18 protein-coding genes are annotated in these 14,925 nt (G+C 33.3%); 4 read left to right on the top strand and 14 right to left on the bottom strand.

What is annotated here, in order from left to right; all coding sequences use genetic code 11:
- Positions 1-64: 64 nt before the first annotated feature.
- Both J5G60_RS00645 and dapF read right to left on the bottom strand, forming a co-directional pair.
- The gene (locus J5G60_RS00645; RefSeq protein ID WP_150356028.1) at positions 65-1,129 is read right to left on the bottom strand and encodes a hypothetical protein; all 1,065 of its coding nucleotides are present in this window, start codon (positions 1,127-1,129) and stop codon (positions 65-67) included.
- Positions 1,129-1,950, bottom strand: a complete 822-nt coding sequence (gene dapF, locus J5G60_RS00640) for a diaminopimelate epimerase (RefSeq protein ID WP_150356027.1) — start codon at positions 1,948-1,950, stop codon at positions 1,129-1,131. Before dapF ends, J5G60_RS00645 begins: the two co-directional genes overlap by 1 nt.
- Before the next feature lie 207 nt (positions 1,951-2,157).
- Here dapF and J5G60_RS00635 point away from each other — a divergent pair, with 207 nt between their 5' ends.
- From J5G60_RS00635 to J5G60_RS00620, 4 genes are all read left to right on the top strand, one after another.
- Positions 2,158-3,906 carry an Rqc2 family fibronectin-binding protein gene (locus J5G60_RS00635; protein ID WP_150356026.1) on the top strand — a complete coding sequence of 583 codons (1,749 nt, stop codon included), beginning with the start codon at positions 2,158-2,160 and terminating at the stop codon, positions 3,904-3,906.
- Positions 3,907-4,105: 199 nt separating this feature from the next.
- Positions 4,106-4,639 carry a bifunctional pyr operon transcriptional regulator/uracil phosphoribosyltransferase PyrR gene (gene pyrR / locus J5G60_RS00630; protein ID WP_150356025.1) on the top strand — a complete coding sequence of 178 codons (534 nt, stop codon included), beginning with the start codon at positions 4,106-4,108 and terminating at the stop codon, positions 4,637-4,639.
- Between the two features lie 44 nt (positions 4,640-4,683).
- A complete protein-coding gene (gene uraA, locus J5G60_RS00625; RefSeq protein WP_150356024.1) occupies positions 4,684-6,006 on the top strand; it encodes a uracil permease in 1,323 nt (440 codons plus the stop codon).
- Between the two features lie 77 nt (positions 6,007-6,083).
- Entirely contained in the window at positions 6,084-6,845 is a 762-nt protein-coding gene (locus J5G60_RS00620; protein WP_150356023.1) for an exodeoxyribonuclease III, read from the top strand.
- On the opposite strand, the gene J5G60_RS00615 is transcribed toward J5G60_RS00620, so the two are convergent.
- From J5G60_RS00615 to J5G60_RS00560, 12 genes are all read right to left on the bottom strand, one after another.
- Positions 6,842-7,759 (bottom strand): RluA family pseudouridine synthase, encoded by a 918-nt coding sequence (locus tag J5G60_RS00615; RefSeq protein ID WP_150356022.1) that lies wholly within the window; start codon positions 7,757-7,759, stop codon positions 6,842-6,844. The genes J5G60_RS00620 and J5G60_RS00615 overlap by 4 nt on opposite strands.
- Positions 7,749-8,204 carry a signal peptidase II gene (gene lspA, locus J5G60_RS00610; protein ID WP_150356021.1) on the bottom strand — a complete coding sequence of 152 codons (456 nt, stop codon included), beginning with the start codon at positions 8,202-8,204 and terminating at the stop codon, positions 7,749-7,751. The genes J5G60_RS00615 and lspA overlap by 11 nt, the downstream gene beginning before the upstream one ends.
- 83 nt (positions 8,205-8,287) lie before the next feature.
- The gene (locus J5G60_RS00605; RefSeq protein ID WP_150356020.1) at positions 8,288-8,980 is read right to left on the bottom strand and encodes a 5'-methylthioadenosine/adenosylhomocysteine nucleosidase; all 693 of its coding nucleotides are present in this window, start codon (positions 8,978-8,980) and stop codon (positions 8,288-8,290) included.
- A gap of 161 nt (positions 8,981-9,141) precedes the next feature.
- Positions 9,142-9,828 (bottom strand): DivIVA domain-containing protein, encoded by a 687-nt coding sequence (locus J5G60_RS00600; RefSeq protein ID WP_150356019.1) that lies wholly within the window; start codon positions 9,826-9,828, stop codon positions 9,142-9,144.
- A 15-nt stretch (positions 9,829-9,843) separates the two neighbouring features.
- Entirely contained in the window at positions 9,844-10,623 is a 780-nt protein-coding gene (locus tag J5G60_RS00595; protein WP_236035015.1) for a YlmH family RNA-binding protein, read from the bottom strand.
- A gap of 31 nt (positions 10,624-10,654) precedes the next feature.
- On the bottom strand, positions 10,655-10,921 hold the full coding sequence (locus J5G60_RS00590; RefSeq protein WP_150356018.1) for a YggT family protein: 267 nt from the start codon (positions 10,919-10,921) through the stop codon (positions 10,655-10,657).
- Positions 10,922-10,973: 52 nt separating this feature from the next.
- Complete coding sequence (locus J5G60_RS00585) at positions 10,974-11,441, bottom strand: cell division protein SepF (protein ID WP_150356017.1); 468 nt, start codon at positions 11,439-11,441, stop codon at positions 10,974-10,976.
- A gap of 11 nt (positions 11,442-11,452) precedes the next feature.
- Positions 11,453-12,118, bottom strand: a complete 666-nt coding sequence (locus tag J5G60_RS00580) for a YggS family pyridoxal phosphate-dependent enzyme (protein WP_150356016.1) — start codon at positions 12,116-12,118, stop codon at positions 11,453-11,455.
- A 146-nt stretch (positions 12,119-12,264) separates the two neighbouring features.
- The gene (locus J5G60_RS00575) at positions 12,265-12,990 is read right to left on the bottom strand and encodes a DUF881 domain-containing protein (RefSeq protein ID WP_150356015.1); all 726 of its coding nucleotides are present in this window, start codon (positions 12,988-12,990) and stop codon (positions 12,265-12,267) included.
- Positions 12,991-13,000: 10 nt separating this feature from the next.
- Positions 13,001-13,342, bottom strand: a complete 342-nt coding sequence (locus tag J5G60_RS00570) for a small basic family protein (protein WP_150356014.1) — start codon at positions 13,340-13,342, stop codon at positions 13,001-13,003.
- 20 nt (positions 13,343-13,362) lie between these two features.
- A complete protein-coding gene (locus J5G60_RS00565) occupies positions 13,363-14,082 on the bottom strand; it encodes a DUF881 domain-containing protein (RefSeq protein WP_150356013.1) in 720 nt (239 codons plus the stop codon).
- A gap of 7 nt (positions 14,083-14,089) precedes the next feature.
- The gene (locus J5G60_RS00560) at positions 14,090-14,863 is read right to left on the bottom strand and encodes a cell division protein FtsQ/DivIB (protein WP_150356012.1); all 774 of its coding nucleotides are present in this window, start codon (positions 14,861-14,863) and stop codon (positions 14,090-14,092) included.
- Positions 14,864-14,925 lie beyond the last annotated feature (62 nt).

The following is a 14,925-nucleotide window of genomic DNA, read 5'->3' as shown; positions in this document are numbered from 1 at the left end:
TATTGAGATTATATCCCAATAAAATATTTTCTAATCAATTATAATCAAAATAAAGTGATATTTTTCACTTCTCTTTATAAATATTATATATTCCCTCCTGATCAGATATGATATTTATGGATTTATCTCGGATGTTATACATGAATACATCTTCACCGCTCCCCCTGTTTACCATTCCCACAAAATACACATCTCCTCTTTTACTCTGGGCTATACCGCTGTACTCAGCAATATTTTCTGGGAAATCATAAGTTATCCTGCTAACTCCGCCATCCTTTTGTGTGAATTTATAAAGCGATTCAATATTTTCTTCATTTTTTCCAATAAAAAATACACAGCCATTTTTATTATCCACCGTAGAATCATATATCTGTTCAAACTCATCACTTAAGAACTTAAATTGTCCAGTTTTATGATTGTAATAATATAAATCCAATTCATCCTGATTCCGTGATGAAAACAGCAGATCATCCCCTATAGTGGTAAAATACATACAATATCCCCTTGTATCATTTAAATATACCTGTTCACTGTCTTTGCTGAGATCATATAGATATACTTTATCAGAATTTCTTTGCCCCTCTATATTTCCATAATATATTATTCTATGATCGTCCAGCCATTCATATAAGTTCCCTGAAACCAAAACTTTAGATTTAAGTTCTATATATTTTTTATTTTTCAAATCATATACTTTCATACCCTGCGCACTGTCAGTAGAAGAACTGTTGAAAGCTCTATAGGCAATCTTATCTCCTGAAGGATTTATTTTTATATCTTTTACAGCAAAAAAGTCCTTGATTTCACTTTTTGTATTTCCATATAACGCAACTACCTTACTGCCAATTTTTGGGGTTTTATTTTTATCAACCAGATATACATAAACAGATTTTTGAGTATCATATACCATTTCTGAGATATGATCGACAGTTCCATTTTTAACTAATTGATTAGAATGTACATTAAATATATCCTCTTTATCTCCTCCATCTTTAATCACTATAACATCAGAATAATTTGGCTCTTTTATAACCTCGCCTTTATACTTATTCCTGGAACTACATCCACTCAAAGTGACAATATTTAAAAATACCGCCGTATAGAATATTATCTTCATGAAAATTTTCATTACATATCATATTCCCCTTTAAAAGAAACTTCTGCAGGACCCGTCATAAATACATTATTTCCTCTTATTTCCACCAATATATTTCCACCGGGTACTGTAACTTTAACTTTTTTATCAGTAAAATTCAACTTGTTTGCAGCCACAACACAAGCACAGCTTCCTGTACCACAGGCTAAAGTAGGGCCTGCTCCCCTTTCCCAGGTCTTTACTTTGATATTATTTTTATCTATAATTTCACAAAAATTTACATTGGTTCCCTGCGGAAATGCAGCATATTTTTCTACAGACTTTCCTTCTCTCACCTGGTATTTTTCCAGCCTGCCAAATATAACTGTATGAGGAACTCCCATAAACAGTGAAGTGATTTTATATATTTTTCCATTAGCTTCTATTTCCTTATTGACAATTTCATCCTCAAAATCAGCTGGAATTTCACCGGGTACAAAAGAGGGAGTCCCCATATCAACAGTAACTTCCTTAACCTCATCTGCATCTATATTCAAAAAGGCTTCCTTTATTCCATCTCCCGTTTCTATCCTTATGCTAGAACCCTTTACTATATTGTTCTCCCATACATATTTTGCAAAACATCTTATGCCGTTTCCACACATGGATGCATAAGATCCATCAGAATTAATTATTATCATCTTGATCTGTGCAATTTTACTTCCTCTAACTATTAATACACCATCTGCCCCTATTCCAAAATGCCTATTACAAAGCTTTACTCCAAGCTTACTCTCTTTACCTAAAAATTTATTTTTTCTATCATCAATGACTATAAAATCATTTCCGCTTCCCTGCATTTTAGTAAATTTCATATTAAAATTTCATCCTTTCGTAAAATTTTGCATACATAAATTAAGTTTACTACTGTGTCAACTTTTTATCAATGACAACTGTTGTACTCTGGAATCATAGGCAAGCAATATTCTATACATAATCTTCCGATCAGCTTTATTTATTAAATTTTAGATGATATAATTTATTAAATACCCAATACAGAATATAAGAAAGAGGATGATATTATGGCATTAGATGGTATTTTTATATACAGTATTTTAGAAGAATTGAAATGTGAACTGCTGGGAGGGCGCATTGAAAAAGTCAATCAGCCTGAAAAGGATGAGATATTATTAACTATGAAAAACAACAGAAAAAACTATAAACTTTCAATTAGTTCCAGCCCCATATATCCTAAAATTCACATTACAGATAAAAATAAACCGAACCCCCTGCAGCCCCCTATGTTTTGTATGGTACTGCGAAAATATCTGAACTCCTCAAAATTAATCAATATAAGACAATTGGATACAGACAGAGTTGTATTCTTAGATTTTGAAAGTTCTGATGAATTGGGATTTAACAGTATTTACACATTAATAGTAGAAATAATGGGAAGGCACAGCAATATTACCCTAATTCGCCAGAGGGACAATTTAATCATGGACAGTATAAAACACATAACACCTGAAATAAATACCGTCAGATCACTATTCCCCGGAATTAAATATATATTTCCACCGACCTCAAATAAATTAAATCCTTTTCGTTTTTCTAAAAACGAATTCAAGACATTTATACAAAATCGCATAAAATACATAGATAAAAAATTTTTCTCCTCGACATTTACAGGGGTCAGTAGTTCATATTCAAAAGAGTTATTTCACAGATTGGAGGAATTGAACCTATCTGAGACCTTGAATGTTTTCGATGAAACAAGTGCAACTATACTATATGGTTTTAGTAATAAGATCTTCAACAAACTTAAAAATCACGAATTTTCCTTTGTATCCTACAAAAAAGGTTCTGTGGTAAAAGACTTTTATTGCGACAATCTGACCTATCTAGACGGCTATAAAGAAAATCTCTACTCCTCACCTTCCAAACTTGTAGAGGAATTTTATTTTGAAAAGGACAAAGCAGATAGATTGAACAACAGAAGTTCTGATCTTCAAAAACTTGTAAATATAAATCTAGATCGCTGCCATAAAAAAATCAATATTTTAAACCAGAATATTAAAGATGCTCTAGATAAAGATGTTTATCGAATTTGTGGAGAACTGCTTACCTCTAATATCTACAAAATAAAAAAGGGGCTCTCCCATATAAAAGTTCAAAATTATTACAACAACAATGAGTATCTAGATATAAAATTGGACGAAAATAAAACTCCTTCTGAAAACATTCAGCATTATTTTAAAAAATACAATAAATTAAAAAAGACAAAAAAGGCTGCCAGTGAACAATTGAGTATGGCAAATGAAGAACTGGAATATCTGAATTCAGTTATTACCAATATAAAAAACTTGGATAACTATGAGGATATTGAAGAAATAAAAAGAGAACTTATGGCAACAGGCTACATTAAACTAAAAAAATCAAATTCACGAAATAAATCCAGGGTTTCTAAGCCCATGAAATTTCTTTCCAGCGACGGAATAGAAATATATGTGGGCAAAAACAATCTCCAAAATGACTACCTTACTCTTAAATTTGCAGATAAAAGGGATATATGGCTTCACACAAAGAAAATTCCCGGTTCACACGTAATAATAAAAAATTTTGGTACAGTTCCAGACAAAACTCTGGAAGAAGCAGCTATGCTGGCAGCCTACTATAGTAAAGCTAAAGGCTCTTCAAAAGTAGCTGTAGACTATACCTCTATAAAAAATATACATAAGCCAAATGGAGCAAAGCCAGGAATGGTAATATACTATACCAATAAAACACTGTATGTGGATTCTTCAATGCCATCTATAGAACAGATTGAATAAAATTTATTTAAAATGGCTTGAAATATAAAAAAAATTATTTTATAATAAACAAGGTTATATATCCTTTAAAATGATCCAGTGAGATCAGTAAGGTAAAGTAGAATGGACGCCCTCTCACATGGAGAAGGGCTTTTCTTTATGCCCAATATACTAAGACACGAACTTTTAACTATAAGCTCGCAATGGAGGAGGTGATATTTTGAAGCTAAAAGCACTCATTTTAGATAAAAAGGCTATGGACAGGACATTGACTAGAATATCTCACGAAATAGTGGAAAAAAACAAGGGCACGGAAAATATAATGCTTGTAGGTATAAAAAGGAGAGGATACCCTCTGGCTGAAAGAATAGCGGAAAATATCTATAAAATTGAAGGTGTCAAATTGGATGTTAAATGTGTTGATATAAGCCTCTACAGAGATGATTTAAGTACTCTTTCAGAACAGCCTGTAGTAAAAGAATTTGATGTAACAGATGTAGAAAATAAAAGGATCATATTAGTTGACGATGTAATCTATACTGGCCGGACAGCCAGGGCAGCTATGGATGCAATTATTCATTCAGGCAGGCCAAAATTAATACAGCTGGCGGTCTTAATTGACAGAGGACACAGAGAACTTCCCATAAGACCTGATTACGTTGGCAAAAACATACCTACTTCCCGGGAAGAAATAATATCTGTAGAAATTTCAGAAATAGATAAAAGTGATTCAGTAAAAATATATGAACTGTAAAACTTTTAAAATAGTCCTGAGAGACTAAAAAAGGAGTGTCGTAAATGAAAGATTTTGTAGACGTAGAAGATAAATTACCCATATTAACTACTATACCACTCAGTTTCCAACATCTATTTGCCATGGTAGGTTCCACTATACTGGTCCCTATACTGACTGGTATGAGTCCATCCATTGCATTGTTCTGCAGCGGCATTGGAACTCTTATATATATAATATGCACTAAGGCCAAGCTGCCTGCTTATCTGGGCTCTTCCTTCGCATTTATAAGTCCCATACTCATCGCATCCCAAAATTATGGACCATCTGCCATGCTTTCCGGTGTAATAGCTGCAGGATGTGTATATGTAATAGTAGCCATTATAATAAAATTCTGTGGAGTAAATTGGCTCAATAAAGCTCTTCCTCCTGTAGTAGTAGGATCTATAGTAATTGTAATAGGCTTAAGTCTGGCCACTACAGCTATAAACTGGTCTGGATTCAACCCTACCTATACAACAGCTCAAATGCAGAGTATACCAAGGTGGGCATGGATGAGCGTTTCTGGAATAACCTTAGCTGTTGCAGTAGTTGGAAGTATGTATTTCAAGGGCTTTCTTGGAATAATACCTATATTGATAGCTATAATAGTAGGATATATATCTGCAATAATTTTAGGAGTTATACCACAACAATCCTTAAAATCCATAGCGAATACTTCATTTTTCAGTCTACCACCCTTTATGCTTCCAAAATTCAATATAAATGCCATGATACTAATGGCTCCAATTTCATTTGTAACTCTAGCAGAACACATAGGTCATATTTACGTGACAAACAACGTAGTAGGACGTGATTTCACCAAAGATCCAGGTTTGCACAGATCAATACTGGGAGATGGCTTAGCTACTATATTTGCAGGTTTTACAGGCGGCCCTCCAACTACGACATATGGAGAAAATATAGGGGTTATGGCCATAACCAAAATCTATAGTGTCTGGGTCATAGGCGGTGCTGCAATAATTGCCATTATTCTCTCCTTTATAGGCCCCGTAGCTGCACTTATTGAAAATATGCCAATGCCTGTGATAGGGGGAGTAAGCATACTTCTCTTTGGTATAATAGCCTCTTCAGGATTTAGGGTACTGGTAGAAGAAAAGATAGATTTCAGCAAAAACAGAAATCTCATATTGTCTTCTGTTATAATAGTAATAGGTATAGGGGGAGCTTCCATAAACTTCAGTGTCGGTGGAGCACCTGTGCAGATATCAGGAGTTGCTCTTGCATCTATCATCGGAATAGCACTGAATTTAATATTACCTGAAAAAAGCGCTGCAGAATTAAATGATTCAAATGATAAAAAGGATAGGAAAAGAAAAATAGGATAGTTATCCATGCTCCATGTCAAACCTGTCCTGGGTATATACATGGGACTATATTTTATATAAAAGGAGTCATATTACTTATGAGAATATATTCTTGGAACGTAAACGGCCTGAGAGCCATCTCAAAAAAGAACTTTTTTGAATGGATAGAAAACGAAAATCCTGATATACTATGTGTTCAGGAAACTAAACTTCAAGAAACTACCCTGGAAGATAAATTGAAAAACATAAGTGGATACCATTCATATTTTAGTTTTGCCCAAAAAAAAGGCTACAGCGGTGTAGCAGTTTACAGCAGATCTGAACCTGTATCCATAGAACATGGAATAGGAATTCCAGAATTTGATTCGGAGGGCAGAATCCTCGTAATTGAATTTAAAAACTTTACCCTGCTTAACATATACTTTCCCAACGGCCAGATGAGCCAGGAAAGACTGAACTACAAACTGAACTTTTATGATGCAATTTTAAATTACTGCAATCTCCTGGTATCTAAAAGTAAAAAGCTTCTAATATGCGGGGATTACAATACTGCCCATACTGAAATGGACATAAAAAATGCAAAAGCCAATGAAAAAAGCTCCGGGTTCCTTCCCATAGAAAGGCAGTGGATAGACAAGCTCATAAAAAATGGATATACCGACACCTACAGATATATGAATCCACAAAAGATAGAATACTCCTGGTGGAGTTATAGATTTAAAGCAAGGGAGAGAAATGCAGGCTGGAGAATAGACTATCACTTTGTATCAAACAACCTACTTAAAAAGGTAAAAAAGGCAGCCATCTTAACTCAAGTTACCGGTTCAGATCACTGTCCTATTATGGTTGAAATAAGTTAAACATGGCCTTTATCAATTATATCTATTATCTTTTTGAAATAATCCGGTATTTCTGTCTCAAACTCCATATACCTACCTGTTGAAGGATGTACAAGGCCTAATTTTCTAGCATGAAGCAGCTGTCCATCTAGTCTAAATCTCTGCTTTTTATATCCGTATACCGGATCTCCCACCAGTGGATGGCCAATATAGGCCATATGAACTCTTATCTGATGGGTTCTTCCAGTTTCCAGTACACATTTAATCAAGGTATTACTCTTAAATCTTTTAATGACTTCATAATGGGTAACTGCCCTTTTACCCCCATGAACTACTGCCATTTTTACCTTATCTCTAGGATGTCTTGCAATAGGCTTATCTACGATGCCATTATCCTCTTTTAAAACCCCCTCCACCAGTGCAATATACTCCCTAGTCATAGAGTGATCCTTTAACTGCTGGGCCAATTTGTTGTGAGCATTGTCATTTTTTGCAACTACAAGTATTCCCGAAGTATCCTTATCTATTCTATGTACTATTCCAGGCCTCATCACACCATTTATGCCTGACAAATCACTGCAATGGTTCAAAAGTGCATTTACAAGTGTACCTGTGTACACGCCTGATGCAGGATGTACTATCATTCCCTGAGGTTTATTTACTACAATAATATCTGTATCCTCATAAAGTATATCGATAGGTATATCCTCTTCTTTTATATTCATCTCAACAGGATCGGGCAGTGTTACAATTACATTATCTTCACAATTGACTTTATAACTACTTTTTTTTATTTTTTTGTTTACTTTCACCCTTTTGTTTTCTATCAAATTTTGAACATAGCTTCTGGACTTATGCGGCAAATGTTTACACAAAAACATATCAAGCCGCATTTTTTCCTCTCCGCTGCATACTGAAAATTCTCTAGTTTCCATATTTTTCTTCCTTCAGTAAATAAAATAACAACAGCATTGTTCCCACTACTACAAAAACATCTGCCACATTAAATATTGGAAAGTAATAGATATTTTTAAAATGAACCGAAATAAAATCAACTACATATCCATAAATCAATCTATCTATTAAATTCCCCAGTGCTCCACTTATTATAAGAGAAAGACTTACTCTGACTACAATAGATTTCAATCTATGTTTCACCATATAGTATATCATGCCTGTAACTACTATTATTGTTATAGCTGCCAAAAAATAAAGCTTATTTTGCAGGATTCCAAAAGCCGCACCTCTGTTCTCCAGATATAGAAATGAAAATATATCTTTTATTATAACAACCTGGAAACCCTGAGCCAGACTTTGAGCCGCCCACATCTTAGTAATCCTGTCTATTAAAATTCCCAGTAGTATTATAGATACTTCCATTATTTTCCTCCTGGTGTATAATCTATCCGACCGCTACCATTATAAGCAAACTCCATCTGAACCTAAGAATCACTTGACAAAAACTATAAGTTCATAATCATATTCTTCAATATCTCAGTGGAGTTTTTTATAGCAATAGGTGCAAATTTTTTATAATCCATGCTGGCACCATTATTGGCATTGTCCGATATAGATCTTATTATTACAAAAGGTACATTATTCAAATAAGCCGCCTGGGCAATACTCCCACCTTCCATTTCACAGGCAAGTGCATTGAATTCACTATTTAAATACTTTATCTTTTCAGTGCTGCAGATAAATTGATCTCCTGTAACAATTCTTCCTGTAAAACTTCTTATATCCCCTATCTTTCTGCAGGCAAGCTGGGCCTTCTCCACAAGATTCCTGTCACACTTAAAATCATATGTATCCATTCTAGGGATCTGCCCTACTTTGTCCCCAAAGGCGGATGTATCTACATCGTGCTGTACTAAACTATTAGCTATAACCACATCTCCAGGGTATATATCTTCTGCTGTACCTCCGGCTACCCCAACATTTATTATATTATCTACATTAAAATCATCTATGAGAATTTGTGCGCATATAGCTGAATTCACTTTTCCTATTCCACTTTTAACTATTACCACCTTAGCACCATAAAGTTGTCCGAAATTAAACTTCATATTGGCTTTCACTTGAGCTCTGCTTAACTGAAGCTGGGATAAAAGTATTTTCACTTCTTCATCCATTGCCCCAATGATTCCTATAATCATAAATAATGACCTCCTTATACTTATCCATTGATTATTCTGAACAACACATATTAATAGCATATATAAACAAACATCAATTGTCAACTTTCTCAATTTGAAACAAATATAACAAGTACATCTTCTATGTAAAAAAACCACTCTACACTTTAGAGTGGTTTTCTCTATCCTTTAACAAAAAAATTCTTAATTTCATTCAACTCATCTTCATCTGTCAAAGTATTATCATTGTCATCTCTATCCTGACTTTCTTGAACTTCATTTTTATCTGCCCCTGAAGAAGTTTTTTCGGTATTTTGAACTTCCTTTTCTATCTCTTTTTCCTTTATAGGAACATCTTTTGAAGAAGTATCATTTAAAGAAGATTCACTTAGTTCATAACCTATATCATAGCTTTTCACAAAATCTTTTTCCATATCATCAAACACTTCCAGTTGAGTCTTCATGAAATTTCTAAATTTAGTTCTAAATTTTCCGAACTCCTGCTTTACTCTCTCAAATTCATCATTAATTTGAATAACATCACTATGAGCCTTGTCTATTATTTTCTGAGCTGCTTCATTGGCATTTTTAAGTATAAACTCACTTTCCTTTTTGGCATTCTCTTTAGCCTGTTCAGAAGCATTCTGAGCTAACAAAAGGGTATTTTGTATAGTATTTTCCATCTTGTTATAGTGGTTTATCTTGTCCTCTACAGATTGAAGCTTTTCTTTCAAAAAAGAATTTTCCTTCTGTAGTGATTCATAATCCTCCGCTATCTTATCTAAAAAATCATCCACTTCATCTATATTATAACCCCTAAGATTTTTTTTAAATTCTTTATTTGTTATTTCTTCAGCGTTTATCTGCATGCTTAGCACCTCAAATCAACTAAATTTTTTTACAAGAAGCTTGTACCTGCCAGTTCCTGTAAATCTCCTTTTTCCAGCAATTTTAAACTTTCCACAGCCACTTACTGTTATTGTACAATATTCCTTTACCAACCTATCCTTTTTATCTACAGGCAAATAATCAAGAAGAACCTTTCCCTGTCTAATTATTTCTTCAGATTTGCTTCTGGATAGATTGCAAAGAGAACTTACCATACAATCTATTCTAAGAGAAGAAACATTTAAGGTATAGGTTTTAAAGTTGTAATTGGGAATTTCTTCTGTATGAATATCTATATCACCCACTTCACAGGGACATCTTCCTACACTGTTCAAATTCATCTTCACATAATCACTTATATCTTCACAGACAGCTAAATAACACAGACCATTTCCGTTCAATATTAAATCTCCAAATTTTTCTCTTTTGATTCCCAGGGACATAAGACTTCCCAAATAGTCCTTATGACTTAATTTTGTAAATTTCGACTTACAAATTATTTCTAACAACTTTACAGGATAAGAACATTCTACAGATTCTTCCGAAAATGCCATCATCTTTCTCTCCGCATCTTCAAATATACCATAACTATAAATATTCAATCCAATTTCTTCATTTAAATCCTGTAGAGCTCCCCATATATTGGGTGTACAAAATTCTCCTGTATAAACCACCTTATGACTTCGCTCTGCTAAAACCAACTTATCATATATAGGCAACATATAATTTTCACTACAAAAATAAAATCTATTTATAAAACTATCTTTCTTCATCATTTTCTCTGATCACTATCTATCTCTTTCTAAATTAAATTATAGAAAATACAACCCCTCTTATTATGTCTATTATAAAAAAAGCTATTATAGGGGAAAAATCTAAAGCAAGCCCCGGCATAATCTTCTGCTGAATCATCCTTCCCGGCCTCATAAAGGGTTCAGTAAATACATGTAGGAGATCTGTAAATGCATTTCCCCTTCCGGGCATGACCCAGGATAAGATTACATCCAATATAATAGCAGCTTCCAAAAACCTAAATAAAAGAGATAATGCTACAGTTAAAGTAGTGCTTATCATTTTTGCCTCCAAAATAATACTTATTTTAAATACAGTACATCTATATTATTGTCTACTTCCAACCAAATATTCCTTTTCCTGACAACTCACTTTTTAAATCACTGTTCACTTCTACACTTGATGGTGAAAGTATATACACTCCCTTTTCTATCTCCTCTAAGTCTCCACCTAGTGAATAACTCGCACCTCCCATAAAATCAAGCAGTCTCTGGGCTATTTTGGTTTCAAGGCCTGTGGTATTTATAACTACAATTTTTCTATTTTTGAGTTCATCACATATGTCCGCTGCTTCTTCGTAAGTAGTTGGCTTAACTATCCTTACTTTAGCAGATACAGTAGTATGTATGCTCACAACTTTATTCTGCCTTTTAGAATTTACAATAGGTTCTACTCCACCGAAGTTACTATTGGCTTTTCTATTATCAACCTGTTCTGTTTCATCTAATTCTTCTTCATCTTCTTCTAAATCATCTTCAAGACCTAAAAATCCCATCATCTTGTTTATCATTTTACCAGCCATAAAAATACCTCCTATTTATTATAATTTCTCTTTCCAAATATGCCTTCTCCAATTCTTACTAAAGTAGCTCCCTCTTCAACTGCAATTTTATAATCATGAGTCATTCCCATAGATAATACATTCATGCTTATATTTTTAAACTTTCTCTCTTTAAGCTTATCGAATATAGACTTCATTTCTTTAAAATAATATCTACAGCTTTCCTCATCTCCCTGTGGAATTACAGCCATTAGACCTCTTACCTTAACACTTGTGCAATTTTCGCAAGCCTCTATTAAACTCTCTAAATTCTCAACATATATACCGGTTTTACTTTCCTCACGGCCTATGTTTATTTGAACTAAAGTATTTGCAATTAGTCCCTCTGCACTATAGTGCTTTTCCAATTCATTGAGAAGTCTTATACTGTCTAAGGAATGAATAAGATAAACTTTACCTACTATATATTTTACCTTATTTCTCTGGAGATGACCTATTAAGTGCCATCTTATGTCTTTGGGAAGCTCAGACTCTTTGCCCATAAGCTCTTGAACTTTGTTCTCCCCAAAATCCCTAATGCCTGCATTATATGCAGTTTGTATATCTTCTACAGGTTTAGTCTTTGAAACGGCTACTAAGACAACTTTTTTTCCATTTAAATCTGCTTCTATACTATTTAAATTTTCCTCAATTGACAATAATACCGTCTCCTTTGTTGTTAAACACATATACATATAATTTTATTATTCTTCATAGAAATTAAAATTCCTTCAAAAATTAATTATTTTTTTAATTATTTTAACAAAATATAAGATAACTTAACGGCATAAATTGTAAAAATATTTTAGTCTTTGTTCTGCATAAATTGTACTTTATAATCTCCATTATAGGCCGGTATTTTCATGCTGCTGGTTTTAGTTACAACTACCACTATTTTTCTATTCATAAGTACTTTTAAATAATTTTCATTCGACATCATATAGTTGTAAAGCACATCCTTATTTCCTATGGCATCAATGGAAAAAGGGGAGGCAATCTTTACTCCATTTACCCTTAAAAAGGGCCCGCTGCAATAAATTTCAGAAGTGTCCACCATTCTGTGTCCATTTATTGAAACAGCCTCTGCTCCTGCATTTTTTAAGTCGTTCATCACTTGTATTACATCAGTATTATGTACTAATTTCATCTGATATTGAAAAGCATCCAGTCCATCTTCCATATCCCCATCATTTAAAAATATCTTTATCCCCTGTCCTTCTACAGCTACTTTGCCAAGTTCCATGTTATTCCTATTTAACTCCTGTTTTATTTCCGTTACAACCTGAGCTTCATTTTGTTCATTGTCTTCATATTTTTTCAGCTTATTGTAGTTATCTCTGTACTGTTCAGATAGATCAGATATTTGGTTGTAAAGTTGATTTTTATAGTTATATGCATCTTGATATTGCTTTGCACTTAAAATCACTCTCTTATTGGCATTCTCCTTCGTAAAGCTCATGTTCATAGATATCAACAGGCCTATAATTATAGAAGCTATAAAAACAAATACATTGGCTTCACTGCTTTTCATTTAACTCACCTCATCGACGTGGTTTGGTTCTTTCCAATAATTGTCTTCTTATAATTGCAAAATTATCAAATATTCTTCCCCCAAAAACTATAACTGCCGCCAAGTATATAGGCACTCCCAATTTATCTCCTAGATAAGCAAGTCCTGCAGCAAGGACTGCATTTCCAAAAAAACCAGATATGAAGATATCAGTTTGAAAATTTTTCGACAAATTAGCTCTTATAGCCCCAAAAACTGAATCTAAACAAGCTAAAATTGCCACTGACATATAAGGTGAAAATTTGTCTGGAATATTTACGTTCCATACCACTCCTATAATTATTCCCAATATAAGACCAATAAACGCTATCATATTTTTATCACACCTCTAAATTATTCCTTTACAGGTTTAGCATATTCAAATTTATATGCTCCATTATATTTCTTTATAGTTATATTATCTGACTTTTGAAACTTAACATCACATATATTTTTTATGTCTGCAAACACTTCTGGAAAGCTCATGTCACTGTACAGTAAATTTTTATCTCCTATAGCTTGTATGACTATTCTGCTGGAAGGTGATATCTTGTTGTCATTTATAAGTATATAATTTCCCGCAGTTCTTATACCCGTCCTGGAAACAACCCTTATATCATTTATGGATATGGCCTCAGCTCCTGCAAACCTGAGTTCATTTACCAAATATACTAGGTCCTTATCAGTTATATGATTGTCAACACCGCTTCCCCCAAACAAATTATTGTCATTAGGAGTAAGATATATGACTATTCCAGGTCCACTTACATCTACCTCTCCTGTAAGTATTCTGGTATTTTTTAACTGCTGTAAAAGATTTTTAGTGGAATCACTTTTACTTGCTGCTGCATCTTCATAACTCTTCACTTTATTTTGAAGTTCATTCACCTTTGCCTCCAGGGCTTTCTTTTCCTTTTTATATTGTTCTATGGTCACCGTGACATCCGTATTATTTTGATTACTTAAATTTAAAGTATCATCCTGTTTCATTAATGTCCTGAATTGATATGCAACCATAAACCCAAGTATGCAACACACTAAAGCAACACTGATCTGTGACGCAAATTTACGCATTTCTATTTTATCCTCCTACTTTATATACCGGATTACCATCAAATCTTACATCTATATATCCCTTGGCACCATTTAACTTTTCTTGAAGCAGTATGTTGAGTGCCCTATTCATCTTCTTGTCTAAATTCTCCCCGCTGCCAAGTTTTATACATATATTGCTAAAGTATGCCTTTACATCCAGCAAATCACTCACATCTACATAAGTAAGTGAAAAAGGCAAATTATTATTTACAATTATATTCCCCAGGGAAGCCACAATTTTTATCTTTCTTTCCTCTTTTTTACTGCTGATGGCTTCACCTATATCCGTTTTAGTATAATCAATTCCATCTAATCTAATCAAGTGCATATTGTTTATATTGTCTACCTTTTGAAGCAAAACACCATTTCCATCTATGATATAATACTTTCTATTACTCTCGTAGTAGAATAGTGCCTCTCTCTCTTTAACATTTATGTTTATAGTCCCGGGAAGTTCTCTGTTTATCACTACATCTTCCACATAGGGATTACTCAGTATTCCGCTGTTTGCATCTTTTAAATCAACATAGAATATATTATTCCCCACGTATATTCCGGATCTGTTTACAATATCAGTACTTAAAACATTTTTATTTCCATGGACTTCAATATGCCGAATATTAAAATAAGGAAGTTTTAAACAGAGAGTAAAAAATAATGCTATTAAAAATAACATAAAAATAAAAGCTCTTTTTACTCTTCTCTTCTTTCGTCTTTTTAAAATCATCTCATTATCTGTTTTCAACGGAAATTCACTCATTCCCTACCAACTCACTTTATAATTTAAATGTAAAATACTATAAGATATATATATATTAACAC

Origin of the sequence: Clostridium sp. HV4-5-A1G, assembly GCF_900184915.1 — a bacterium.
Taxonomy (GTDB): Bacteria; Bacillota; Clostridia; order Clostridiales; family Clostridiaceae; genus Clostridium_B; species Clostridium_B aromativorans.
Note: the sequence above shows the minus strand (reverse complement) of the source record. Positions and strands in the feature narration are given on the sequence as shown.

What these genes read in the sequence shown, in the direction of transcription:
- J5G60_RS00590 (WP_150356018.1), bottom strand. Translation starts at nt 10,921, where the DNA reads ATGATAAGCACTACTTTAACTGTAGCATTATCTCTTTTATTTAGGTTT.
- J5G60_RS00585 (WP_150356017.1), bottom strand. Translation starts at nt 11,441, where the DNA reads ATGGCTGGTAAAATGATAAACAAGATGATGGGATTTTTAGGTCTTGAA.
- dapF (WP_150356027.1), bottom strand. Translation starts at nt 1,950, where the DNA reads ATGAAATTTACTAAAATGCAGGGAAGCGGAAATGATTTTATAGTCATT.
- J5G60_RS00605 (WP_150356020.1), bottom strand. Translation starts at nt 8,980, where the DNA reads ATGATTATAGGAATCATTGGGGCAATGGATGAAGAAGTGAAAATACTT.
- J5G60_RS00570 (WP_150356014.1), bottom strand. Translation starts at nt 13,342, where the DNA reads ATGATAGCGTTTATTGGTCTTATATTGGGAATAATTATAGGAGTGGTA.
- J5G60_RS00645 (WP_150356028.1), bottom strand. Translation starts at nt 1,129, where the DNA reads ATGAAAATTTTCATGAAGATAATATTCTATACGGCGGTATTTTTAAAT.
- J5G60_RS00615 (WP_150356022.1), bottom strand. Translation starts at nt 7,759, where the DNA reads ATGGAAACTAGAGAATTTTCAGTATGCAGCGGAGAGGAAAAAATGCGG.
- uraA (WP_150356024.1), top strand. Translation starts at nt 4,684, where the DNA reads ATGAAAGATTTTGTAGACGTAGAAGATAAATTACCCATATTAACTACT.
- J5G60_RS00565 (WP_150356013.1), bottom strand. Translation starts at nt 14,082, where the DNA reads ATGCGTAAATTTGCGTCACAGATCAGTGTTGCTTTAGTGTGTTGCATA.
- lspA (WP_150356021.1), bottom strand. Translation starts at nt 8,204, where the DNA reads ATGGAAGTATCTATAATACTACTGGGAATTTTAATAGACAGGATTACT.
- J5G60_RS00595 (WP_236035015.1), bottom strand. Translation starts at nt 10,623, where the DNA reads ATGATGAAGAAAGATAGTTTTATAAATAGATTTTATTTTTGTAGTGAA.
- J5G60_RS00575 (WP_150356015.1), bottom strand. Translation starts at nt 12,990, where the DNA reads ATGAAAAGCAGTGAAGCCAATGTATTTGTTTTTATAGCTTCTATAATT.
- J5G60_RS00600 (WP_150356019.1), bottom strand. Translation starts at nt 9,828, where the DNA reads ATGCAGATAAACGCTGAAGAAATAACAAATAAAGAATTTAAAAAAAAT.
- J5G60_RS00635 (WP_150356026.1), top strand. Translation starts at nt 2,158, where the DNA reads ATGGCATTAGATGGTATTTTTATATACAGTATTTTAGAAGAATTGAAA.
- J5G60_RS00560 (WP_150356012.1), bottom strand. Translation starts at nt 14,863, where the DNA reads ATGAGTGAATTTCCGTTGAAAACAGATAATGAGATGATTTTAAAAAGA.
- J5G60_RS00620 (WP_150356023.1), top strand. Translation starts at nt 6,084, where the DNA reads ATGAGAATATATTCTTGGAACGTAAACGGCCTGAGAGCCATCTCAAAA.